19 protein-coding genes and 1 pseudogene are annotated in these 22,085 nt (G+C 63.8%); 5 read left to right on the top strand and 15 right to left on the bottom strand.

Going from position 1 to position 22,085, the window contains the following annotated elements; translation table 11 throughout:
- The first annotated feature begins 57 nt into the window (after nucleotides 1-57).
- A complete protein-coding gene (locus ABIB45_RS21075; protein WP_234754158.1) occupies nucleotides 58-234 on the top strand; it encodes a CsbD family protein in 177 nt (58 codons plus the stop codon).
- A 384-nt stretch (nucleotides 235-618) separates the two neighbouring features.
- Here ABIB45_RS21075 and ABIB45_RS21070 read toward each other — a convergent pair whose 3' ends face one another.
- From ABIB45_RS21070 to ABIB45_RS21060, 3 genes and pseudogenes are all read right to left on the bottom strand, one after another.
- Nucleotides 619-1,005, bottom strand: a complete 387-nt coding sequence (locus tag ABIB45_RS21070) for a DsrE family protein (RefSeq protein ID WP_354217802.1) — start codon at nucleotides 1,003-1,005, stop codon at nucleotides 619-621.
- A 249-nt stretch (nucleotides 1,006-1,254) separates the two neighbouring features.
- Nucleotides 1,255-2,172: pseudogene (lgt, locus tag ABIB45_RS21065) on the bottom strand (prolipoprotein diacylglyceryl transferase).
- Between the two features lie 48 nt (nucleotides 2,173-2,220).
- On the bottom strand, nucleotides 2,221-2,769 hold the full coding sequence (locus tag ABIB45_RS21060) for a hypothetical protein (protein ID WP_354217801.1): 549 nt from the start codon (nucleotides 2,767-2,769) through the stop codon (nucleotides 2,221-2,223).
- A gap of 373 nt (nucleotides 2,770-3,142) precedes the next feature.
- Between ABIB45_RS21060 and ABIB45_RS21055 the strand changes: the two genes are divergently transcribed.
- Complete coding sequence (locus ABIB45_RS21055; protein ID WP_354217800.1) at nucleotides 3,143-3,361, top strand: DUF4158 domain-containing protein; 219 nt, start codon at nucleotides 3,143-3,145, stop codon at nucleotides 3,359-3,361.
- A gap of 35 nt (nucleotides 3,362-3,396) precedes the next feature.
- On the opposite strand, the gene ABIB45_RS21050 is transcribed toward ABIB45_RS21055, so the two are convergent.
- From ABIB45_RS21050 to ABIB45_RS21020, 7 genes are all read right to left on the bottom strand, one after another.
- Nucleotides 3,397-5,448, bottom strand: a complete 2,052-nt coding sequence (locus ABIB45_RS21050; RefSeq protein ID WP_354217799.1) for a Tn3 family transposase — start codon at nucleotides 5,446-5,448, stop codon at nucleotides 3,397-3,399.
- A complete protein-coding gene (locus tag ABIB45_RS21045) occupies nucleotides 5,414-6,463 on the bottom strand; it encodes a DUF4158 domain-containing protein (RefSeq protein ID WP_354217798.1) in 1,050 nt (349 codons plus the stop codon). Before ABIB45_RS21045 ends, ABIB45_RS21050 begins: the two co-directional genes overlap by 35 nt.
- A gap of 323 nt (nucleotides 6,464-6,786) precedes the next feature.
- Nucleotides 6,787-8,061 carry a chymotrypsin family serine protease gene (locus tag ABIB45_RS21040; protein WP_354217797.1) on the bottom strand — a complete coding sequence of 425 codons (1,275 nt, stop codon included), beginning with the start codon at nucleotides 8,059-8,061 and terminating at the stop codon, nucleotides 6,787-6,789.
- Nucleotides 8,062-8,154: 93 nt separating this feature from the next.
- Nucleotides 8,155-8,619, bottom strand: a complete 465-nt coding sequence (locus tag ABIB45_RS21035) for an META domain-containing protein (RefSeq protein ID WP_354217796.1) — start codon at nucleotides 8,617-8,619, stop codon at nucleotides 8,155-8,157.
- 1,107 nt (nucleotides 8,620-9,726) lie between these two features.
- Nucleotides 9,727-10,173, bottom strand: coding sequence for a hypothetical protein (locus tag ABIB45_RS21030; protein WP_354217795.1), 447 nt, complete (start codon nucleotides 10,171-10,173; stop codon nucleotides 9,727-9,729).
- A gap of 40 nt (nucleotides 10,174-10,213) precedes the next feature.
- Nucleotides 10,214-11,350: a chymotrypsin family serine protease gene (locus ABIB45_RS21025; RefSeq protein ID WP_354217794.1), complete on the bottom strand. Its 1,137-nt coding sequence runs from the start codon at nucleotides 11,348-11,350 to the stop codon at nucleotides 10,214-10,216.
- Between the two features lie 51 nt (nucleotides 11,351-11,401).
- Complete coding sequence (locus ABIB45_RS21020; RefSeq protein ID WP_354217793.1) at nucleotides 11,402-12,544, bottom strand: ISAs1 family transposase; 1,143 nt, start codon at nucleotides 12,542-12,544, stop codon at nucleotides 11,402-11,404.
- 472 nt (nucleotides 12,545-13,016) lie between these two features.
- Between ABIB45_RS21020 and ABIB45_RS21015 the strand changes: the two genes are divergently transcribed.
- Nucleotides 13,017-13,598, top strand: coding sequence for a recombinase family protein (locus ABIB45_RS21015; RefSeq protein ID WP_354217792.1), 582 nt, complete (start codon nucleotides 13,017-13,019; stop codon nucleotides 13,596-13,598).
- 361 nt (nucleotides 13,599-13,959) lie between these two features.
- On the opposite strand, the gene ABIB45_RS21010 is transcribed toward ABIB45_RS21015, so the two are convergent.
- The 3 genes from ABIB45_RS21010 to ABIB45_RS21000 all read right to left on the bottom strand — a co-directional run bounded on the left by ABIB45_RS21010 (nucleotide 13,960) and on the right by ABIB45_RS21000 (nucleotide 18,177).
- Complete coding sequence (locus tag ABIB45_RS21010) at nucleotides 13,960-14,301, bottom strand: transposase (protein ID WP_354217791.1); 342 nt, start codon at nucleotides 14,299-14,301, stop codon at nucleotides 13,960-13,962.
- A gap of 627 nt (nucleotides 14,302-14,928) precedes the next feature.
- On the bottom strand, nucleotides 14,929-16,308 hold the full coding sequence (locus tag ABIB45_RS21005) for an FAD-binding oxidoreductase (RefSeq protein WP_354217790.1): 1,380 nt from the start codon (nucleotides 16,306-16,308) through the stop codon (nucleotides 14,929-14,931).
- A 114-nt stretch (nucleotides 16,309-16,422) separates the two neighbouring features.
- Nucleotides 16,423-18,177 carry an L-lactate permease gene (locus ABIB45_RS21000; protein ID WP_354217789.1) on the bottom strand — a complete coding sequence of 585 codons (1,755 nt, stop codon included), beginning with the start codon at nucleotides 18,175-18,177 and terminating at the stop codon, nucleotides 16,423-16,425.
- A gap of 270 nt (nucleotides 18,178-18,447) precedes the next feature.
- Between ABIB45_RS21000 and ABIB45_RS20995 the strand changes: the two genes are divergently transcribed.
- Both ABIB45_RS20995 and ABIB45_RS20990 read left to right on the top strand, forming a co-directional pair.
- The gene (locus ABIB45_RS20995; protein ID WP_354217788.1) at nucleotides 18,448-20,634 is read left to right on the top strand and encodes a malate synthase G; all 2,187 of its coding nucleotides are present in this window, start codon (nucleotides 18,448-18,450) and stop codon (nucleotides 20,632-20,634) included.
- Nucleotides 20,631-21,059 carry a GlcG/HbpS family heme-binding protein gene (locus ABIB45_RS20990; RefSeq protein ID WP_354217787.1) on the top strand — a complete coding sequence of 143 codons (429 nt, stop codon included), beginning with the start codon at nucleotides 20,631-20,633 and terminating at the stop codon, nucleotides 21,057-21,059. Before ABIB45_RS20995 ends, ABIB45_RS20990 begins: the two co-directional genes overlap by 4 nt.
- Nucleotides 21,060-21,420: 361 nt before the next feature.
- Here the strand turns inward: ABIB45_RS20990 and ABIB45_RS20985 are convergent, their stop codons facing one another.
- Nucleotides 21,421-21,726, bottom strand: a complete 306-nt coding sequence (locus ABIB45_RS20985) for a hypothetical protein (protein WP_354217786.1) — start codon at nucleotides 21,724-21,726, stop codon at nucleotides 21,421-21,423.
- A 21-nt stretch (nucleotides 21,727-21,747) separates the two neighbouring features.
- The gene (locus ABIB45_RS20980; RefSeq protein ID WP_354217785.1) at nucleotides 21,748-21,927 is read right to left on the bottom strand and encodes a hypothetical protein; all 180 of its coding nucleotides are present in this window, start codon (nucleotides 21,925-21,927) and stop codon (nucleotides 21,748-21,750) included.
- Nucleotides 21,928-22,085: the final 158 nt, after the last annotated feature.

Here is a 22,085-nt window from a genome sequence, read left to right as displayed (position 1 = left end):
AGTTGTCGGCTTCTGCGGCATTCACGTCGCGGGAGCGTCCAAATAAGGAGGACCGCGATGGGTTTGGGAGATAAGATCCACAACGCTGCCGAGAAGCTCCACGGTAAGGGCAAAGAAGCCGCCGGCGACGCCACCGGCAACGACCGGCTCAAGGCCGAGGGCAAAGGCCATCAGGTCAAAGCCGACCTCAAGCAGGCCGGCGAGAAAGTCAAAGACGCCTTCAAGAAGCACTAACACAAACAGCCGGACAACAGTGCGGCGGACGGTTCACACCGCCACCGCGCAAACGACTGTCGGCTAAAACATCTGCGCAGCGCCTTTCACGCGCCCATGCCACGGCGGCCGCGGTGCTCCCGGAACCAAGGCAGCGACCCCGGCGTTCGCCAACCACCAAGGTTCGTGCCTCCCCCGGCCTGGGTCCAGGCCTGTATTTGCCGGGTTTGATCTTGCTGGCGCCGTGGTCGCGGTAGATGCGTTCGCATCCGACGGGCTCCAGGTCCCCGGATCTGCCGCGCGGTGTCCTGCTCCGCCGAGCGCACGCGGGCATATCCGAGGCGCGTCATATATAGCCTTCCAACTGTCTCGTCAAAGGACGCGTCCGCCTGACGGGCCCGGGCATCACAGACGGATGTAGGCCCAGCTTTCCCACTGCCGCGTCGCTATGTGGGCAATGGCCGCCGACACAGAACCGACCCCGGGAAGAAGCTGCCCCGGGGCCAGTTCGACCGAACGCAGGCTGTTCCCGCAGGCAAGAACCCGGATGCCTTGGCCGAGGGCTTCGCTGATGGACTCCCCCAGCGTTGAACCTCTGGCCAACAGACCCACGCCCGGGCCCTGGACCACGACCTCAATAGGGACACCCGGAGCGAGTGCTGCCACCGCGTTGGCCGCACTGCGCAGGGCTCCGGCGAGCCCGGCGCTCTCGGCCGGTCCTGCGCAGTGGACCAGAAGACCCCTCGAGGCATCGGCATCCGGGGTACCGTTCGAAAAATCGGTGTCCGTCATAACAACTCCTTCAACATCGGCAGAGCCAGCCCTCGGAACGGGCAAAACCTGCGGTGAATATTCCATGACATGCTATGCGGCCCTGGCCCGGTGGCAGGCACACAGGTGGCTTGCTGCAGCAGCCGCCACGGTCCTGACGTATCTGGTGGCAGCTGTGCCCACCGACCTCAACGTCCCAGCATGGAGGGCGGGGGTAGGGCAAAGGGTGCGGCGGCTACCAAAGCAGGAGTCCTCCCCCAGGAACCGTTTCTAGTGAACATCGGTGTGTTCCTTCGACGTGGCTCGCTGGTCCGGGGAAGGCGATGGCTGGGCAGCATCGGCGGCGGGTATGGCGACCGAGCGTCCGCGGCGGAACCTTCGGATGAATCCGACGGCGCCGGCGAGGGAGACAATCCCGGCGACCCAGGTGTTCACCCGCAGTCCCAGGATCAGATTTGCATAATCCGAGCGCATGAGCTCGAAGGCGAACCGCCCCGCGGTGTAGGAGGCGACGTAAAGGGCGAAAACGCTGCCGGCGCCGAGGCGGAACCTTGGGTCCAGATACAGGATCAGCAGCCCCACTGCCAGGCATCACAGGGATTCATAGAGGTACATCGGCTGAAAATAGCCCAGGACGGCGGGCGCACCGGAGGCGTCCGTGAGGGCCGCCCCCGTCTGGGGGTCCATGGGGTGGATCTGCAGTTTCCACGGCAGGGTCGTCGGGTCGCCGTAGAGTTCGTTGTTGAACCAGTTACCCCACCGGCCCAGTCCCTGGGCGAAGAGAACGCCGGGTGCTACGGAGTCCACGAAGCCAACGAAGGAGACCCCGGCCCTCCGGCAGCCGATCCACGCGCCCACACAGCCCAGGGCGATGGCACCCCAGATCCCCAGCCCGCCGTCCCAGATCGCGAACGCATTCCAGGGGTTCTTCCCGGGCAGGAAGTACAGTTCCGGGTCGGTGATGACATGGTAAATGCGGACGCCGATGATCCCGGCCGGGACGGCCCACCGGCAGACGTCCAGGACTTGACCGGGCAAGCCTCCGCGCGCCTGCCAGCGTCTGGATCCCAGCCAGATGGCCAACACGATGCCGGCCATGATGCACAGGGCATAGAAGTGGATCGTGAACGGGCCCAGCTGGAACGCGCTGACGGTCGGGGAAGGAATGAAGGACTCGGTCGGGACCATGGCTACAGGCCGGGCAGGGGCGCGGAAGGACACCAGGTGTGTCCCGCCTTAAAGCAGCGGGGTGATGAGGCTGTTGTGCCACGTCACACCCAGCGTTCCGGGGGTGGGCCCGTTTGGCTTTCCGTCGCCGTGCCAGATGATGACCGCAGCTTCGCGGTTACTCAGACAGCCCGGGACCGTGTTTGTTATCGTCGCTGTCCCGGCGGCGTCGGCGGTGAAGTTATTGGTGGTGCCCTGGCTGTCACCCCAGGGGGTGAAGCGGCCTGCGCCCTGGACATCCAGGTGGACCACGAAGGTGCCGTAGGAGCCGTTGGGAATCAGGCCCGTCAGGTCACTGGCGGCAACTTCGCCGCCGGCGGTGCAGCTGAACGACACCGCTCCGGAAGCTTTCTCCCATTGGCCCAGGGTGATGTTCAGCGCGGTGCCGTCCGCTGCCAGCAAAGCGCTCCCGGGGTCAGCGGACTTGGCGGCCGGCGCCGTTCCGGCAGCATGAGTAATGCCCTGGGGGCCGGACCCGGCCGGGGCTCCGGGGGAACTCTGGAACACCTGGGAATCGATCACCGCACCAATTTTCGATTCACGGGAGAAGAAGTCCATATGCAGCTGATACGGCACCCGCGCCGCGGCCAAGGACCCGGCCGTCGTGGAAGCAGCCGACGTTTAACCCGGTGGCATGGACTGCGCGCTGCAGCCAGCCAACGCGGCCGAAGTCACGGCCGCGGCCACCGCACCACGACGGAGGTACCGCGCTGATGCTGGGGGTAAACACTTATTGGTCATTCAACTCTCTTGACACTTCGGACTAAAGGTACGGTAACCTCCATCAGCATGGCCGCACATCTACCCACCCGATCGTTCCGCGGCATCACCGAGCCAAGCGCGGAACGGCGGCAACACGCAAGCTCTCCTATGTAGGCCCAGTGCTCCTGAGCGTGTCCCCAGGGCAATCTAGGTGTGGTTGAGTTTGGCTATGGGTTTCGAGCTGAGCAGCGAGCTCCTTGATGCGTGGACGCTGGTTGAAGAAGATGCATTCCTGTTGTCGAGAAAGTCCGGGGTGACCCGAGCCGGGTTCGCGGTACTCCTGAAGTTTTTCCAGCAGCATGCGAGGTTTCCATCCGGGCCGGCTGAGCTTCCTGCAGGTGCTTTGGACTATGTTGCCTTGCAGGTTTCGGTGCCCGACACCCCTTAATGCCCGGTTTCGTTCCGTTGCCTCTCAGGCTCTTCTCACTCCTCGTTGCTGTCGCGGTGGTCGGGATCGCGCAGAGTGCGCCGGCCGCCGGCGAGGTCCGGAAGTTGGAAGGAGTAGTGACCGTGGACGTTGATGTGCCGGCGCACGTACGCCGATAGGCGGACGACATCGGCATCGAGCACCGGGTGGCCCTGTTCCCGCAGCGCGGTCAGGGCATGGTCGAGGTAGACCGTGTTCCACAACGTCACACAATTCAAGACGAGGCCCAGGGCGCCGAGTTGGTCCTCCTGCCCATCACGGTACGCCTGGTGGAGCTTGCCCTCGCGGCCGTGGAAGATGTGCCTGGCCAGGGCGTGGCGGCCCTCCTGGAGGTTGCGCATCGCTTTCATCTCCCGGCGGTAGCCCGGGTCATCGACGAAGGTGAGGACGTGCAGGGTTTTGAAGATCCGTCCGTAGTGCGCCACCGCCTCGCCCAGATCGGTCGGACGGCCGTCGCGTTGCAGGATGCGGATCACATCGTGGGCCGAGACCTCGCGGGTGTGGATCGAAGCGGCAATCCGACAGATGTCCGGCCAGTGCCGGCGGACCTTCTCCGCGTCGATCTTTCCCCGGGCGGTCCTGTCGAGCCGGCCGTAGTCGGCGGACCGGTTGATCCGCCACAGCTTGGCGTCGGGCAGGTCCGCGAGGACCGGCCGGTAGTCGAACCCCAGCAAGGTGACCAGTCCGAACACGATGTCGGAATAGGAACCCTGGTCGGTGATCAGCATCTCGGGCCGCTGGCTGCCGTCGGGGTTGTAGAGCAGGTCCACGAAGTGAAGGGTGTCCTTCGGCGTGCCCGACACCACCTTGGCCGCCAGCCCGACGGACTGATCGGAGATCATGTTCAGCCAGGTCACGCCCTTCTTCCGGTGGAAGTACTTCGGGTTTGGGCGGGCGTCGACGGAGCGGACCGGAACGACGAACCGCATCCCGTCGACGGCGGCGACCAGCCCGCCACCCCATGCCTGCGCCAGGTCGCTGGCTCCCTGGGCATCGATGAGCACCGCGTTGGCTGCGGCGTAGGAGTCCGAGCCGAGGTAGTGCTGGTCGACGTGGGAGAGCCGGTCGCGGGTCAGCGCCGTAGCGTCGGCGATCACCGGCCCGAACCCGATGTTGAGCGCGTGCGCGGTCAGCAGCGCGGCGACCGAGACGTGCAGGTCGGTCAGCCGGGAGGACACGCCGGCTGCCGAGGTGAAGGACGCGGCGAAGTCCGGGTGCCAGCCCATCACCTCGAGCACCAGCTCGGACAGGTCCACGCGCGGGATCATGCCCGCCACACGGGTACGCAGGTCTTTCAGGCCGGGCGGCTCCTCCAGGGCGTCGTCCTTGCCGAGGTGCATCCGGCCGTCGGCGTCCACGGTGATGTCCCCGCCGGCGGTCATCGCGCCGGACACCGTCCGCCATGCCGCATCCAAGGTCCCGGCATGCTCGGCGAGCAGAGAGTCGGGCTGCTCCGGCAGCAGCAACGCGCCCAGCGCCGGGCCCTTCGCGTTCTCCCACGCCGGGCCCGACAGTAGCCGGGCCCGGGGATCTGACCAGCGGTCGGAGGTGGACGCGAAGATGTCGCGGTGCTTGAGCGCGGTGTGGAACTGCTCCAGAACGCAGAACACGTAGGCGTTGCGGTCCACCGTTTCCCCGGGCCTGCCGGCGGGGAACACGAGCTTCTGCCACCAGCCCTTCGGCACCACTGACAGGTCGACCTTGCGGGCATCGAGGTACCCTTTGGGCACCTTCACGCTCTCCCTCAGGTCCAGCAGATGCGCCAGGTCCTGCATCGCCGCAAGGATCTTGTGTGCGTCGGCGGTCGCCGAGAACCCGACTACCTCGCACAGCATCCTGGCGAAGCCGCGTACGGTGGCGTACCGCTCCACGACCGCCTCCCGCCACTGCCCTTCCGGTTCGGCCTGCGGCGGCGGGATGATCTCCCGGATTCCCTCTACGGCCGCGGCGATCTGCGCCCGGGAGCCCACCTGGTGCTCGATCATTTCCCACACCATGCCCAACGGCATGGTCTCACTCGCCCCCTCGGCCTCGAGCAGAAGTTCCACCACCGACTTCAGGACCCGGGCGTGCCCGGGCGACCACCGGCGCCCGCTTGATTGTGGCCTTCTCCGCGGCCTTGTTTGCCCGCCCGATCAGCTCGTTGGACATGAATACGTCGAACAGTTCCAGGGCGTCGTCGGTGGCGGACACCTCCAGCCACCGCACCGTGGCCAGCAGCGTGGCGATCTTCTTCTCGTACGGCAACCGGTCAAGCTTGGTCGCCGTTTCGTTCCGGCCTTCCTTCGCCAGTGCGATCAACCGCCGTTTGGGCACCCCGGACACGTCGACCTCGCCCAGGTGCAGCCCGGCGATCTCCGATACCCGGTTCAGCGCCTTGACCATGCCGCGCCCGGTCGTGTTCTTCCCCGCCTTGCGCCACATCTCCAACTGCGACCATCGGCTCCGCTCGGGCACCTGCAGCAGTTTCTCCAGCTCAAGGGCCTGCTCGCCGGTCACCGCCCCCGCCAGGGCCGCGTACAGCCTGGTTTCCGCCTTCTTGCGGACGCTGGCCACCTCGTCCCGTAACGTCGTGACCCCCGGCAGCAGCACCTTCCGTGCGCGTAACCATCCCACCGCCGCGTAGAACAGCGGCTTCGGTTGATCACCGGTCGTCCACGCCTGCCCGTCCAGCCAACCGATCAACTCCGCCTCCGCCGAGGCGTAGGAGACATAACCGTATACTTCGGCGATCTCCGCCTGATGCTCAAACCGCGTCGGCCGCCGCTCCAGGTACCCCTTCACGCACGACGGATCCGCCACCGCCACTTGTCCGGCCACATAATCCACCACCGTGTTCGGCACGTCGAGGGGGTCCTCCAGAAACGTGCCCAAGTGTCGGACAGTCACCAGTTGGAGACTGAACCCGAGCCGGTTCCGATCACCGCGCCGTTTCGCCACGAGGTCCAGATCGGCGTCGTCCAGGAAGAAAAACCGCTCCAACACCGCCTGCGCCGGGGCCTGCGCCTCGAATCGCCCGTACGAGGCCTCCTCGGCCGCAGTCAAATATTTATGTTTAGCCATACAGGCTCAACGAACCGAGGCACCCATCGTTACCACTTGACTAGGGACAGGCTTCTAGCGTGACTTTTCGAGCATTGGGGTCCTCAAGCCCTCCGTCCCGGCGGCTGCCCGAGCTTGACCTGTTCGACGATGCGCATCCACTGGTCAGTCTACTTTTCGCAGCTCCCGGCTGGCTGGATCTCATAACCCAGGATCAAGGCTGGCTAGGACTCCAGCCGGGACCGCACCCCCGAGACGTTCAGAGATTGCCAGGGGAGTTCCGCTCGCAAAGAAGGCTCCCCGGCCGCCTGTGAGAGCGGGTCCGGGAAGCCTTCAGATTTCGTCTACCAGGTGACAAGGCTCATACCGAGGCTGTTGGCTATTGTCCTGGTTGAAGTGAATAGTACGTCGGGGGAACAGACGTTCGTCCCCTGGTCGTGAACTGACCCGCAGTTGTTGGTGTCAGCGTTGAGGACAGCTTGGATCATACCGACCGCGCCGACAGTGCCGTCTGAGCGGGGCATGAGGACTGGGCCTCCGCTATCACCTTGGATAGCGGAGATTGCACCGGCAGTCTGCTGGTAGCCCTCGATGTTCCAGGCGCCACCCCACCCGTCGTTCCACCAGCGATTGGTGCTGACGACTTTGATAGTGCAGTGCACCCCGGAGTTCCCTCCGCTTGTGCAGACATAATCGCCAACGGACACGTCCTGGAATCCGGAAACTCCCTTGGCGTAGCCCCCACTGTTGTTCCATGCTCCGTCGAACATCCACTTGCTTCCGGTTCCGTCCAGCAGTGACGCCTGGCCGTCTGGCGAATCGCGCAACTCGTAGCCGACGTAGACCCCTGAGTTGTCGCGGTCGTAGTACGACCCCTGAGGGCAATGCCTTGCCGTGACCGTGTAGGTGCGGCTGGCGTCCGCTATTGCGAACCCTGTACTGCAGGTGCCCCCGCCAACACGGAGCATGTAGCCGCCCGAGTTGAAGGGTGCGGTGTCATTGGATCGTGTCGCCGTGGTGGCAGTGGCTCGCTGCTTGTCGGCCACACGCACTGCTACACCAGAAGCTTGGCTGGCGGTTGCTGACACCTTGGTTATGTCAGGCGCCGCACCGTCGATGGCGTGGCCTTCGATGGCAATGGAGCCGTCGTCGTCACGGACTCCGACGATTCCCTCGACTTGGAACCCGAGTGTAGCGAATGCAGCCTTATTTGCGTCGATTTTCTTAATTGCTGCACGGATTTGCGGCAGAGAGTATGGCCTCTCCGCGAACGTTGCGGTGATTCCGCGGGCCTTGGCTTCAGCCAGGACTGTGTCACGCAGCAGTGACTGGCCCTTCCAGAGGAACTTCGTGGCCAGCTTGGATGCGTCGTTGACCTGCTCCACGTACCCGGCGTCTTCAATCCCGGGGACCATGATGACCCAGTGCTTGAAATCTGACAGTTGCTGTTGGTTGGCGATGAATGTGGCGCCCTGCGCTTGTGCGTAGCGGTCGATTTCGTCGAGCCCTGCCGGGCTTGTGGGCGGATTTGGGCTGGCGACTGCTGTGCCTCCTCCAATGCCTGTCAAGGCGAGCATGATTACTGCCGTCACGCGGACGGCATGAGTTATGAACTTCACTGTTCCCCCAATTTTGGATTAGTTCATCGATATTTGATTACGTCGTGAATGGGCACCACCCGTGAGGGTGGCGATTCGAAAATAGGCGAGCGGTCACTCGCTTTTGAAGCTGAGTGTGTCTGTTCCGCTCTTCCAGGTGAGAGTGCCCTGGCTGAATGTCAGTTCGATGGGCCGCTTCAGGAATTCCAGTACCCACAGATGTTGTTCGCCGACATCGCCGGAGCACCCCACAGCGCCGGTGGCTATGTTCCGGGCGTTCAGCGTGTTACCGGTGACTGTCGCTTGCCCGCTCATGGGGCCGCATTTGGTCGTCACGGTCAGCTGAAGTTCTCCGTTCACGGAGGTCAACTGTGCCCTGACCCCGCCGGAGGCCACCCAAGGTAAATCTTTGCCGCTGGCCGTGCCGGAGACGCTTGTGTATTTAGTGCACGGGGTCGACGGCAGGAACGCCGCACATGTCTCCTGGGGTGCCGCGGTGCCGGTCGAGCCAGGGGTTGAGTCGGTGGGCGTTGCGGAGTTGGTGGGGGTGGCGAAGCTTGTGGAGCTGGGCGTGGGCACAGCAGTTCCTGGTCCGCCCGTTTTCCTGTCTCCGCAAGACGTCAACAGCAAGCCGAGAAATAGGAGCGGAACCGTGTATTGCCACAACCGAGTGCGTTTCATTTTGCTCCTTGAAGGTGGTCGCTGTTGGGAGCCTACACACGGCCAGGGGGTAGAACCCATGGATTTACGCAAGTTTGTGAAAGGATTTCGATGGCCCCAAACAATGCCGAGGATTTCTCAGGTTGAGGATCGACAACACCGGAGGGTCCACCTCAAACCGCCGCCGCGGGATGAATATGTCAATCTGATCGCTGCCTGGCAGAGCGGCCTACGGTACCCACCTCACGACTCGCCGGGCACTAGCGGTATCCCGTGGGTATGCGGCCGCGTTGGCAACGAAGATCGTGAGCTTCCTGTGTTTCCGATGCTCGACATGCGGTGCTTCTACGCCACGGGAAAGCCATTGGAAAGGACCCTATTGCCGGGCCGAGCTTCGTCCTGGGGCTGCCGTCCTTGTTTCCTTCGCGCTAGCGGCCTGGGTGCACCTCAGAAAGCCCGTCAGCTACTTCCTCCGAGCCATCAACGACCAAGGCTGAATGTGCATCACCCTCGCGAATCCTAGAAAGAGGCGTCAACGGTTTCGAAAGTTGAGGGTTCGTCCGAGGACGGAATCAGGCTGTAGGGGTCTGAGTAGTAATGGAACGGAATCGTCCGCTAAGGCAGGTCGGAGCTGCTGTTGCGCCGAGTTAGGGGTGCCGCCGGTGGTTCGCAACAAGATCACATCGTCCAGAAAGAAAAACTGCTCCAACACCGCCTGCGCCGGGGCCTGCGCCTCGAATCGCCCGTACGAGGCCTCCTCGGCCGCAGTCAAATATTTGTGTTTAGCCATACAGATGAACCGAGGCAACCATTGTTACCACTGGAGATCGGCTTAGCGTGACTTTTCCGAGCATTGGTCCTCAAGCCCCGAACTGCCCCACACCCCGGGCGGAGCCACTACCTACAGTTACGACGCGAACGGCAACACTACCGCCGCCGGGGCCACCACCCAGACCTACAACATTTTCGACCAGTTCACCTCCAACGGTTCCGCCGGGGTCACCACGAACTACAAGGCCATGGAATTTACTGGCTGTTCCCGACAACACGGCGGCCGGCTAATGGGTCGTTTAGTTGCACGTAGCCAATCAGGCTTACCTTCCGGGCAGCGCATGTCATTGAGGTCGGCGCGCCAGCCACGGCGATGACGATCTCCGTGCGGGTCTCCTGAAGGTGGACAACTTCTGGGACCGTGCAGCTGACTTGCTCGGAAGAAAGGTAAATGCGGTTGTTCACCGTATCTACCTTCACCAGCTTCCATGGCACCGTGTCGCCCGCCGCCGCCGGTGAGGTGTCGACGCGGAGCTCGGAGAAGTCCGGGGTTACGGTCTGGATGGCCGGGCCGGTCTTCACTGGGGCAGGCGGCCCAGGATTGGTTGTTGACGGGCTGGTGACGCCGCCCCCCTGGCCGGGGCTGCCCGTGTCTGCTCCGCAGGACAGAAGACCGAAAAGGGCCGCAGCGGTGATGATCACCGCGGCGGCCCCTTTCGTCACGTGCCGCAGGAGCAGCAAGTCAGGAGGCCACTGAGACAGCGAAGACCTGCTGAAGATAGTTGACATCGGAGAACAGCACTTCTTTCCCGCCGTTGGACTGGGCGCTGATTGTTCCGGCCATCAGGACCCCTCCGGATGCGGGCACAACGACAGGCCCGCCGCTGTCTCCCGACTGCACGATGGGAGTCGCTGAATCTGCGATATCGAGCCCGCAAACGTAGTAGACGACGCTTCCTTCGGAGATGTTGGCGCAAGCATTGGTGAAGCTAACTGTTCCACCGCACGCATACCCTGTAAAGGAACCATCAGTACAAACGGGCGTTCCCTGGCCGGCGCCCTTGGGCACGACCGTGGCAGCACCTGTGACATGTGCGCTGGCATAGTTGGCGCCGTCGGTCCAGATGTAGGGGGCGTAGCTAGTGCCGGTCAGGAGGGCTCCGTCAGTTCTGTTGTTGCCCCACTGGACTGAAGATGCCGTTCCCATCGATCCTGAAATGTAGATATTCGTCCCGTCGAAGTAGCCCTGATTCCAAGCGGTTCCTGCGGGCCCGCAGTGTCTGGCAGTCATCATGTAGACGGTCGAGCTATTCACGTAGGGGGCTGAAACGGTGCACTGAATGACATAGTTGACCCCGTTTTCCACCGTAGTGCGGACTATCCGGTCGCCGCCGTAGTACGGCAAGCTGTCCATGAATGGCGGGATATTGCTCGGGGTCGTTGACGCGGAAAGAGTGCTGGTCACAGAAGGGGACTGCTTCTTACGGCTTGGCGTTACAGTATGGACGGGCACTGCGGCCGGGACAGGCGTTTTTTTCACAGCAGACTCAACAGCGTCGTGTTGGAATACACTGACGTCTGGCCCCAGCCGCGCTTTCAGCGCAGCCAACTCGTTCCCGTGGATGCTGGTCAGACCGACCTGAAGCACGCCGTCTTTCTCTCCCCAGACGGAGAGCCGATCCGCAAATCCGTCTTTGGCAGCAGCAGCAGGAACAGATGTCCTGAAGTCACCGTGCGCCGGCGCGGGTGCCGCCTGCGCGGCAGTGATGCCTGCCGACGAAGCCAGCAACAATACGAGTGCCGCTGGAAGTGGCATTGTTCTGAATCTGCGCTGAGTCACGAAATTCCCCTGCTTCGGATGTTGGATATTCCAGGTCACGCGGACAGAGAACTCAGCCTTATCAGGTCCCCCAGGGCGGCTGCAAAGTCGTTAGACGGTGGTGATGCCGGCGAGCTGGAGGGCGCGGTCGGGGTGGTTTCGAGCGGCTCGGGTGGCCTTGGCGACGTTGGTTTGGCCCCCGAGTCGGTGGATGGTGATGCACAGGTTTCGTAGCGACGCCATGGCCCGAGGCGCCTGACCGTTGCGGATCTGGCTGTGGTCCTCATTCCAGGTCACGTCCCGGCGCCAGTGAAGACCGTTTTCAATGGCCCAATGTCCCCGGATCCAGGCTCCGATCTGGGCCGGTTTGCCCTCGGACGAGGGTAGGGAGGTGACCGCGTGGACGGTTTCGATATGCCATTTGCGGGTCCCGAGGGGCCGGGACTTGCGGGTGATCTGGACAGCTTGTTCCGCATTCGGGAAGCCTATGCCGGCGGCAACGCTGACGCATTTGACGGTGCGGGTGATCTCCCGGCCGTTCGCCGTGGCCAGGGACCGGTCCCCGGCAGGGACCTTTTCCCAGGGCAGGGACCGCAGCTGGTTGTGCAACGTGGGCTGGTTTCCCTTGACCGTGAGGACGTAGTGGGCGCCCCGCTCCGCCAGATACTTCGCGTGCCCGGTCTGCGTGTGGAGGGCATCCGCGGTCACAATCACCCCGTCCAGGGCAGGAATCCTCTCCAGCAGGGGCTTGAACATGCTGATTTCATTGGTCTTGATGCCGACGTCGACTTGGCCCAGCACGGCCCCGGTGCGTTGGTCGATGGCGGCCATCAAATGCACGCGGTCACCGCCGCCGTTCTTCGCTCCACGGGCCTCCTTCCCATCGATAGCAATGGCCCTCGCGGCGGCCTGGGCCTGCGCCCACGCCCCTGCCAGCCGGTCCAGGGCATCCGCATCCAGCCGCTCCAGCACCCGACCGAGGGTAGTCGCGTGCGGGGCTCCGATACCCAGGGCTGCGAGCTGGAACCGGGCCGTGTCGGAGGCCCACTCGGCCATCTCCACCAAAGTTTTCGCCCCGGCCAGCACGGAACAAACCATGATGACCAACAAGTGGGGGAAGCGGTGCCGGACACCGCGTCGGGCCCTCGGATCGGATAGTTCACACAGGGCGGCAAGCACCTTGCCGGGATCGATCTCGGCCGGTCCTGCCCCGGTGAATTCGTCGACGAACGCGGCAAGATGAGAAGATGACAACAGGGAACTCCTGGCAACATGTGGGCTTGAACATTCACATGCTTAACAGGGGTTCCCGCTCTTTAACAGCCACCACCGGATCGTCTCACCATTTAAGACGCTGGCCACTCACCAACGACTTTGCAGTCGCCCTGTCAGGTCCCCCACCACCCAAGCCGCCCGCACAATGGTTGCACCGGGCAACTTCGACCCAAACGCTAGCAAAAGGTATGCGATTTTACAATCGTTGGATAAATCATTCCTGTGACCTGTTTAATGGGCAGGTCTTTCGGAAGTAATCGCCATTAGACCTGGGCCGGATCGGGCTCGTCCACGATGCGTCTGCCGGCTATCACAAACGGTCGTCTGCGGTAGACCCCACACCGATCCGCCATCTCGATACCCAACCAGCGGTTGCAGGCTCACAAAACCCGCAACGAAATCTAGATAACTAAACAGGCCAGGATTCATGGATTTTGTTAGATTGGCAGGCATGGGACACAAAATCGGGTACGCGAGGGTCAGCACCACCGACCAGGACCCGCAGCTGCAGCTCGATGCACTCAACGCCGAAGGCTGCCTGAAGATCTACAAAGACACGGCGACCGGCACCAAAGCTGACCGGCCACAGTGGGCACTGTGTCTGGACGACTTGCGCCCCGGCGACACCCTGGTCGTCTGGAAAATCGACAGACTCGGACGGAACCTGCGCAACCTCATCGACATCGTCGCCACCCTCGACGAACGCGGCATCGGCGTCCAATCACTGACCAACGGCATCGTGGACACCACCACCGCACACGGCAAACTCGTCTTCGGCATGTTCGCGCTCATGGCCGAATACGAAGCCGCCCTCATCCGCGAACGCACCCAGGCCGGACTCATCGCAGCCCGGAGCAGAGGACGCAAAGGCGGACGCAAACCCAAAATGACCCCAGAGCTCATCAACAAAGCCCAGCGCATGTACGACGCCCGACAATTCACCATGGCCGAAATCGCAGCTTCCTGCGCCGTCACCCCCATGACCATCTATCGCAACATCCAGACCGCCAAACCCATGCCGGAACATCCTTAGCGCCAACGGCTGTACGGAAGCTACAACCCCCAACCCGGCAAGCCAATGGCCGGACCGGAGGGCTTTGACGACAACCAGCTCCGACACATCAGCGAACTCTAATCGCTGGCGTCTTCATAAGGGCTTGCCGGCGCGGGACCAGGGGATACAGCTCCTCTCCTTGGAATAATGGCCACCGTACCGACTGATTGAGCATCCGCCGGTACGGTGGCCATTATCTCAGGGCAGAACGTACACGAAGGCTGGGCTCCCAGGGAACAGCTGCTGCGATCGTCGTGGGGTGGTTATTGCTTCGCGGCCACCAGATCACAGGCCTACCCTTGGATGTTGAAGTGTATGACACCCTGCTGAACCGGTCCGTTCAGTAGCCGCGGAGGTCTTCAGGTTCGGTGGCCATGAGGGATTCCAGAAGTTGATGGAGCTTTTCGGCCTGTTCCATCAGCTCAAAAGCCGCGCTTTCGAGGTTTTCGGCGTCTTCGTAGAGCTTGATGAGGTCTTCCTTGGAACCATTCGGATAAGCCTCCATTGCCAGTTGATGCAGGTCAAGGAGCTCACCGCGCATCTGCGGCGGCCTGGCGATACCCATGTCGTTCAGGTGCGTGCGCATCTCATCGAAGACATCAACCGCGGCAAGCAGATCCCGGGTCTCAAATTCGTGCTTGATCTCGACGTCGTTCTCTTCATCCTCAAACAGATCCCGCATGCCGGCGACTCTACCGTTTCCGGGGCCGGAACCCGGACGCACCTAGATTGCCCCTGGGGACACGCTCAGGAGTACCGGGCCATGTACGGTAACAATCGTTGTCGGACACTCACTGGTGCTTCTGGTGCTGTTCTCTCCCCGGCGGGGCCGCGTGGCGGTTCAGCAAGGCCATTTTGGAACTGGACATGCCCGAGGCTTCCCACTGGATTCACAGCAGACGACTTCTGAGGATGGCCGTCGCAGTAATACCCCGTCTCCGTGCATCCGGTCGTGCCGGTCTCGCGTACCTGGCAACTTTTGTCAGTTTCCCGCTTGCGCTACCTGCCCGTTAGCTCTCTGCGTCAGATCGTGGTCGCGGCCTCGGTTATTTGGTCTCCGCCGCGCGGGCCTGGGTTAGTTCATCGCGTAACTGGGTGATTAGGCCTTTGTAGGTGTCGTGGAGGTCTGTGACTCGTTGCTCCCCATGGTTCAGTCGCACGCGGACAGCCTCCACGTCGACCCGTAGACCGACAATCTCTGTTTCCGCTTCTTGCTGTGCAGTGGCAGCCGATACTTGGGCTCGCTCCAGGTCCCGGGCCAGTTGGTTTTCCCCGGTGCGTGCGGCGGCCAGCTCCTCCTTGACGCCGGCTAGATTGCCTTGCCTGGGTTGAGGATGCCGAGCGGGTCAAATACATTCTTTATGGCGTGCTGCAGTTCGAGGGAGTCGCTGCCCAGTTCGTCTCGCAGCCAGTCGCGCTTGAGGATTCCTACTCCGTGTTCTCCCGTCAGTGTGCCGCCGAGGCCGCGGGCCAAATGAAACATTTGACCAAGCGCGTCCTTCGCCGGTCCTTCCGTGGAGGGCTGGCCCTCGTCCAGCACGATCATAGGGTGCAGGTTGCCGTCGGCGGCGTGCGCGACGGTGAAGATCCGGACACCGGTGCGGCGGGAAATTTCCTCGATCCCGGTGACCATCTCGGCGAGACGTCCGCGTGGAACTCCGACGTCACCGATGCAGACGTTGCCCAGCAGTTCCAACGAAGGAATGGCCTCGCGGCGCAGAGTCAGGAGTTCCGACGTCCTTTGCGGGTCTGTGGCTTTTTCGTAGGACGAAGCGAAAGGCTCAATGGCCTGAATCAGCACCTCCTGTTCTAGGAAGGCCCCGTATCCGTCCGTCTGGGCCAAAAGGAATGCGCCGCCGCGGCTTCGATAGTCCGTGCCCAGGGCGGCGTCGACTGCGGCCAGGGTCGGCCCGTCCATGAGTTCGAGCACCGAAGGCGTGATGCGCGCGGATATGACAGCCGAGGCGGCCTGGGCGGCGGTAACGATGTCCGGGAAGAACGCTGCGACGGTTGCCGTCGCCACGGGGAGCGGCCGGAGGCGAAGAGTTGCTTCAACCACCACACCCAGTGTCCCTTCGGACCCGATCATTAGGGCGTTGAGGTCGTAGCCGGTGACGCCCTTGATCGTTGCGCGGCCAGTCACGAGGAGCCGCCCGTCGGGTAGGACAACTTTCAGGGCCAGGACGGACTCACGGGTGACGCCGTACTTGGCGCACCGCATGCCTCCGGCGTTGGTGGCGATGTTTCCGCCGATGGAACAGATGGCGGTACTGGCGGGATCCGGGGCGTAGAACAGTCCATGCTCGCCCGCGGCGGCGTTGACCTCGGCGTTGAGGACACCGGGTTCGACGACGATGATCTGTTCCAGCGGATCCAGACGCAGGATACGGTTCATTTTGGAAAGGTCCAGGACGATCTCGCCAGCCTGGGCGGAGGAACCGGCGGCGAGGCCGGTCCCGGCGCCCCGGGCGACGATGGGGATGCGTCCCGCTGTCGCATGGACCATGGTCTCGACGACGTCGTCGACGCTGGTGGCGTACACAACGCCGTCCGGCAGCGTCCCGGGCGTGTACCCGGACCGGTCGGTATTTACGCTCATCCGGTCGGCTTCGTCGGCGGTGCCGTGCCGGGCCGCGGCGAGAAGCTCCGCGCCTGCCTGGGCCTTCGTGTGGTTAGCGGTAGTGCTCACAGGGTCTGCTCTCTATCGTTTGCAGGTCTTTATGGTTGCTTGGCGCTCTCCTCCCGGCTCCGCCGGGCAGGCTGTCCGCGGCCGGGACGCCGGCGTAAAGGGAAAGGCCGTTTCCTACGGAACCATCCAGCCCAGAATGGGGGTGGACTGCAGGAGGATGAGGATGGTGATGAAGGCCAACAGCCCCAGACTCCAGCCCAGCAGCTTGCGGAACAGGACACTTTCGGCCCCGTCCAGGCCGACGGCGGCCGACGCGACGGCCAGGTTCTGCAGCGAAAGCATCTTCCCCAGCACCCCGGCTGAGGAGTTCGAGGCTGCCATCAGCGTTGGCGACAGGCCGGTCTGCTGCGCGGCGGTGACCTGAAGCTGCCCGAAGAGTGAATTCGAGGAAGTGTCCGAGCCGGTGAGTGCCACGCCGATCCAGCCGAGCAGCGGCGAGAGGAAGGCGAAGAACCCGCCCGCGGAGGCCAGCGCGATGCCGAGCGAGTTCGTCTGGCCTGACACGTTCATGACGAACGCCAGCGCCAGGACGGACGTGACCGAGACGATGGTCCAGCGCAGCTGGAACAGCGTGTCGCGGTAGGTACGGAATCCCTGCAGCGGCTTGAGCTTGTAAAGGGCCATGGTGATAATGCCCGAGATCAGCAGCAACGTGCCTGTGGCCTTCAGGTGGTCCAGTTTAAACTTGTGGGCCGCGACCGGGTGCCCGGCGGAGTCCACTGCGTCAATGCCGGGCCATTCGAAGGTGACGGAGCCGACGGCGGTCAGCCAGGTCTTCACATCCGGCAACTGGGCGATGGAGAACACGGCCATGATGATCAGGTACGGGGCGACTGCCATCCATACCTCCCGGTTCGGCGGCCTGACGGCGGCGCCCGCTGGCGTGTCCGCACGGCCGGCGCCGACGGGTTCGCCGTTGCGGCTGACACCGCCCAGGCCGGAGGACGTGCCGTAGCCGGTGCGGGCGGGAGGGCCGGCGCTGACCAGCGACACCTCTGCGGGGCCGCTGCCTTTGACGTTGTGCATTCCGACGATTTCGGCCGGCTGCCAAAACCTGAGCATCAGCAGCACCGCTGCAACCGTCGCGATGGCGGCGACGACGTCGGTGAGTTCGACGACCAGGAAGTTCGAGGCGAGGAACTGCGCCACAGCGAACACTATTCCGGATACCAGCGCCACCGGCCAGGTCTGCCGCAGGCCGCGTTTGCCGTCGACGATAAAGACGAGGATCAGCGGGACCAGCACCGCGACGAAGGGGGTTTGGCGGCCGGCCATGGAGCCGAGGTCATGCAACGGGATGTTTGTCACGCCGTTGAGGGCAATGATCGGAGCTGCCATCGCTCCGAACGCGACGGGGGCGGTGTTGGCAAGGAGTGCCACGATGGCCGATTTCAGCGGCTTCATGCCGGCGGCTACGAGCATGGCAGCGGAAATGGCCACCGGCGCGCCGAAACCGGCCAGCGCCTCCAGCAACGCGCCGAAGCAGAATGCAACCAGGATCGCGAGGATGCGCAGGTCGTTGGAGATGGAGCGGATGGTCCGGCCCAGAACCTCGAACCATGCCGTGGCAACCGTCAGCTTGTAGACCCACAAGGCGTTGATGAGGATCCAGAGAATCGGAAAGATGGCGTAGAAGGCGCCCTGGGCGGTGGCGCTGAGCACTTGGCCGAACGGCATCCGCCAGCCCACGATGGCCAGCACGATGGAGAGCAACAGGCTGGCGATGGCGGCCTTGTGCGCTTTGACCCGGAAGGCGCCGAGGAGGACGAAAAGCAGGAGCAGCGGAAGCGCGGCAACCACCGCCGAGACAGCAAGAGACCCGGCAATCGGATCGACGACCTGCTGAAAAGACTCAAACCTTGGACTCACAAAAACTCCTTTTGTTTTTGGGCAACAGTGGGCCGGGCGGCCCGAGGTGAGAATCCAACAACGGCACAAATTCCACATGGTGAAGGTTGTCTCTTGTTTTGTGGATAGACCATATGTGAGATTTAGATCACAGTCAATGGTTGATGTCAGCCATTCGGGCTGCCGCCAATGAACCCGCGGAACGGCGTTGACAGCCATGGAGCCCCTGGCTACCTTTATAGATCGATATTTTTCTTTCGCATTATGAAAGTTGAACGGAGCGTGACCGGAATGCCGAATCACTTGGAGACGAACGGACTCCACGTCGCGGAGGAGCTCTTCTCCTTCGTCCGGGACGAGGCGTTGCCGGGGATTGGCCTCGACGCCGAGCAGTTCTGGGCCGGCGCCGCCGCCCTGATTTCCGACTTTTCGCCACGGGTTCTGGAACTACTGAATGTCAGGAAGCTGCTGCAAAGCCAGATTGACGAGTACCACCGCTCGCAGGGCTCGATGCCCCTGGATCCGGAGGCCTACGAGGACTTCCTGCGGTCCATCGGGTACCTGGTCGAGGAACCGGCCGATTTCAACATCAGCACCGACGGCGTGGACACCGAGATCGCCACCGTCTCCGGACCCCAACTGGTGGTCCCGCTGCTGAATGCCCGGTTCGCCGCTAACGCGGCCAACGCCCGGTGGGGCTCGCTCTACGACGCGCTATACGGCACCGACGCCATCGACGATGCGGAGGGCCGCGGGCGCACGGGCGGATACAACCCGGTCAGGGGCGCCGCCGTCGTTGCGTTCGGACGCTGCTTCCTGGACGAACACACTCCCCTGGCCGGCGGATCCCACACCGCAGTCACCGCCTACCGGATCACGGACGGCGCCCTCGTCGCCGAAGCACCGGACGGCGAACTGGGCTTGGCAGACCCGACCCAGTTCGCCGGCTACCGGGGCGAGGCCGGCCAGCCCGAGGCCGTGCTGCTGGTCCACCACGGCCTGCACGTGGAAATCCAGATCGACCGCAACCACTCGATCGGCTCCGGCGACCCGGCCGGGGTAAAGGACATCGTGCTGGAAGCCGCGCTGACCACGATCATGGACCTGGAGGACTCGGTCGCCGCCGTCGACGGCAGGGACAAGGTGGAGGGCTACCGCAACTGGCTCCGGCTGATGCAGGGCACCCTGACAGCCGAAGTAACCAAGGGCGGCCGCATGCACACCCGGCGGCTCAACCCCGACCGGACCTACACCGCAGCCGACGGCTCAGAGCTGACCCTGCCCGGGCGCTCACTGCTGCTGATCCGCCAGGTCGGCCACCTGATGACCAGCGACGCCGTCCTGGACGCCGCCGGCGCTCCGGTGCCCGAGGAAATCCTCGACGCCCTGTTCACGGGACTCGGCTCGGTGCACGACCTGCGCGGCCCCCACGCCGGGCACAACTCCCGCGCCGGCTCGGTCTACATCGTCAAGCCGAAGATGCACGGCCCCGCCGAAGTCGCCGTCGCCTGCGAGCTCCTGGCCGGCACCGAGAAAGTGCTGGGCCTCGACCCGCTCACCCTCAAAATCGGGATCATGGATGAGGAACGCCGCACATCGGCCAATTTGAAGGCCTGCATCCGCGAGGCCCGCGAACGGGTTGCATTCATCAACACCGGGTTCCTGGACCGCACCGGCGATGAGATCCACACCTCCATGCTCGCCGGACCGATGGTCCGCAAAGCGGACATGCGTAACTCCAGCTGGATCAAGTCCTACGAGGACGCCAACGTCGATATCGGACTTGCCTGCGGGTTCAGCGGCCGCGCCCAGATCGGCAAGGGCATGTGGGCCGCACCGGACAACATGGCAGACATGCTGGCCCAGAAGGCAGGCCACCCGCTCGCGGGCGCGGACTGCGCCTGGGTCCCCTCACCCACCGCCGCCACTCTCCACGCCATCCACTACCACCAGGTAGACGTCGACGCCCGGCAGGCCGAACTCGCCGGAAAGCGCCGCTCCACCCTCCGCCAGCTGCTCACCATCCCGGTGGGCGACCCTACGGGCTGGTCGGAGGAGGACCGGCGCAACGAACTGGATAACAACATCCAAAGCACGCTGGGGTACGTCGTGCGCTGGGTGAACGACGGCGTCGGGTGCTCCAAGGTGCCCGATATCCACGGCACCGCCCTGATGGAGGACCGCGCCACCTGCCGCATCAGCTCCCAGCACGTCGCGAACTGGCTGCTGCACGGCATAGTGACCCAGGAGGATGTGGAGGCATCGCTTCGGAGGATGGCCAACGTCGTCGACGAACAAAACGCCTCCGACCCGAGCTACACACCAATGTCCCCCGCGTTCGACGGCGAGGCGTTCCTCGCCGCCCGTGAACTCGTCCTCGAGGGCGCGGCCCAGCCGTCCGGCTACACCGAGCTCGTGCTTCACCGGCGCCGGGCCGCGCACAAAAACGCCGGCAACCGGGCAAGGAACGCACCATGAACCTGACACTGGAATCAGCCCGGACCATCATCGACAAAGCCGTCGCCGCGGGCCAGGAGCACGGCTTCAAACCCCTCACCGTCGTCGTGCTTGACGCCGGCGGGCACGTCAGCGCCGCGGCCCGCCAGGACGGAGCCTCGAACAACCGCTTCGAGATCGCCCAAGGCAAAGCCTACGGGGCACTGGCCCTCGGGATGGGATCGCGTGCCATCATGGAGCGCGCCGAGCAGCAGGCCTACTTCATCGCCGCGGCCACCGCTGCGCTGGGTGGCCGGCTGATCCCGGTCCCCGGCGGCGTGCTGGTCCGGGATTCCGATGGCGCCATCGTGGGCGCCGTGGGCATCAGCGGCGACAGCTCGGACAACGACGAGACCGCGGCATCGACGGCGATCACTGCCGCCGGCCTGACGGCACAGGTGGACTGACACTCCAGGTGTTTAAAAAGTCCGGGTTGGCTGACCTGAACACGTTCGATAGGGCAGCCGGCGCTGTCCCGCCGTTGATCGCATCAACAATGGCAGTCGCCTCGGACTCCCATCGCGCATACAGCTCGGGAAACGCCGACACCTGAACAGCCTGCGCCGCTTGGCCTTTGCTCATAGTTTCCCATCCTGGGATGTCCAGCAACCCGCGCGGGCTTCCGTGGTTGGGACCGGCAGTCCTGCCGTAGAAGGCCCGCACCTTATAGATGGGGTCCATCAGCTGTTCAACGCTCCCCCAGCCGGCAGCCGGACGGTGCTGAGCGGTACCCAGGGAATCGTGATCGCTCCCGACACCGTCATGCGGTTAGCCAAGCGATGCAGAGACGCTCGTGTTGGCCAGAACCCTGAGGCTGGATTCCTGCAGCGCAATCATTATCGCGATGATCTGGCCATCTCGAAGCACCCCCTGCTGCTTCCCTACTGAAATGTAATCGCCAGCCACGCTCAACTGCCGCGCGGTCAGATTGCCCGGTGACTGGCCGCCATCGCGGATGCTCAGGCCGCCGACCTCCTCGGCGGCTGGCTTGCCACTTAAGCCAGCTGAGGAGCAGACGGTCGAGGCACTCTCTGTGCCGGCGCCGAACACCGGCCACGCCAGCGCAAAATGCAAAGGCACCTGCCAGGGTCACGGTCATGACAGCTCGCCGGGCAACCTGACCCCCTCGTCCCGGCGGACCTGGCCAGGGGCCGGCTGCGGGTCAAACACGCCGCGCTGGTTCAGGCCCTCACCGGCCGGTTCGACGACCACCACGGCGAACTGGCCCGGGTCCTGCTGGACCAGGTCGACACCCTGACCGGCCAGATCGAACATCTGAGCACCCGAATCGAAGAGATGATCGCGGCAATCCCCGCAGCCCAAGGCGTCGACCCCGATGGCACCACCGGCCCCAACGCCGGCACCGGACCCGACGCGGCCCAGCTGACCGCCATCTCACGCCTTGATGAGATACCTGGCATCGGACCCCGTGC

Origin of the sequence: Arthrobacter sp. UYCo732, assembly GCF_040547265.1 — a bacterium.
Classification (GTDB): domain Bacteria; phylum Actinomycetota; class Actinomycetes; order Actinomycetales; family Micrococcaceae; genus Arthrobacter.
Note: the sequence above shows the minus strand (reverse complement) of the source record. Positions and strands in the feature narration are given on the sequence as shown.

Coding starts and splice junctions, on each gene's coding strand:
- ABIB45_RS21075 (WP_234754158.1), top strand. CDS start 58: ATGGGTTTGGGAGATAAGATCCACAACGCTGCCGAGAAGCTCCACGGT.
- ABIB45_RS21070 (WP_354217802.1), bottom strand. CDS start 1,005: ATGACGGACACCGATTTTTCGAACGGTACCCCGGATGCCGATGCCTCG.
- ABIB45_RS21060 (WP_354217801.1), bottom strand. CDS start 2,769: ATGGACTTCTTCTCCCGTGAATCGAAAATTGGTGCGGTGATCGATTCC.
- ABIB45_RS21055 (WP_354217800.1), top strand. CDS start 3,143: ATGGGTTTCGAGCTGAGCAGCGAGCTCCTTGATGCGTGGACGCTGGTT.
- ABIB45_RS21045 (WP_354217798.1), bottom strand. CDS start 6,463: ATGGCTAAACATAAATATTTGACTGCGGCCGAGGAGGCCTCGTACGGG.
- ABIB45_RS21015 (WP_354217792.1), top strand. CDS start 13,017: ATGGGACACAAAATCGGGTACGCGAGGGTCAGCACCACCGACCAGGAC.
- ABIB45_RS21010 (WP_354217791.1), bottom strand. CDS start 14,301: ATGCGGGATCTGTTTGAGGATGAAGAGAACGACGTCGAGATCAAGCAC.
- ABIB45_RS20995 (WP_354217788.1), top strand. CDS start 18,448: ATGCCGAATCACTTGGAGACGAACGGACTCCACGTCGCGGAGGAGCTC.
- ABIB45_RS20990 (WP_354217787.1), top strand. CDS start 20,631: ATGAACCTGACACTGGAATCAGCCCGGACCATCATCGACAAAGCCGTC.
- ABIB45_RS20980 (WP_354217785.1), bottom strand. CDS start 21,927: ATGTTCGATCTGGCCGGTCAGGGTGTCGACCTGGTCCAGCAGGACCCG.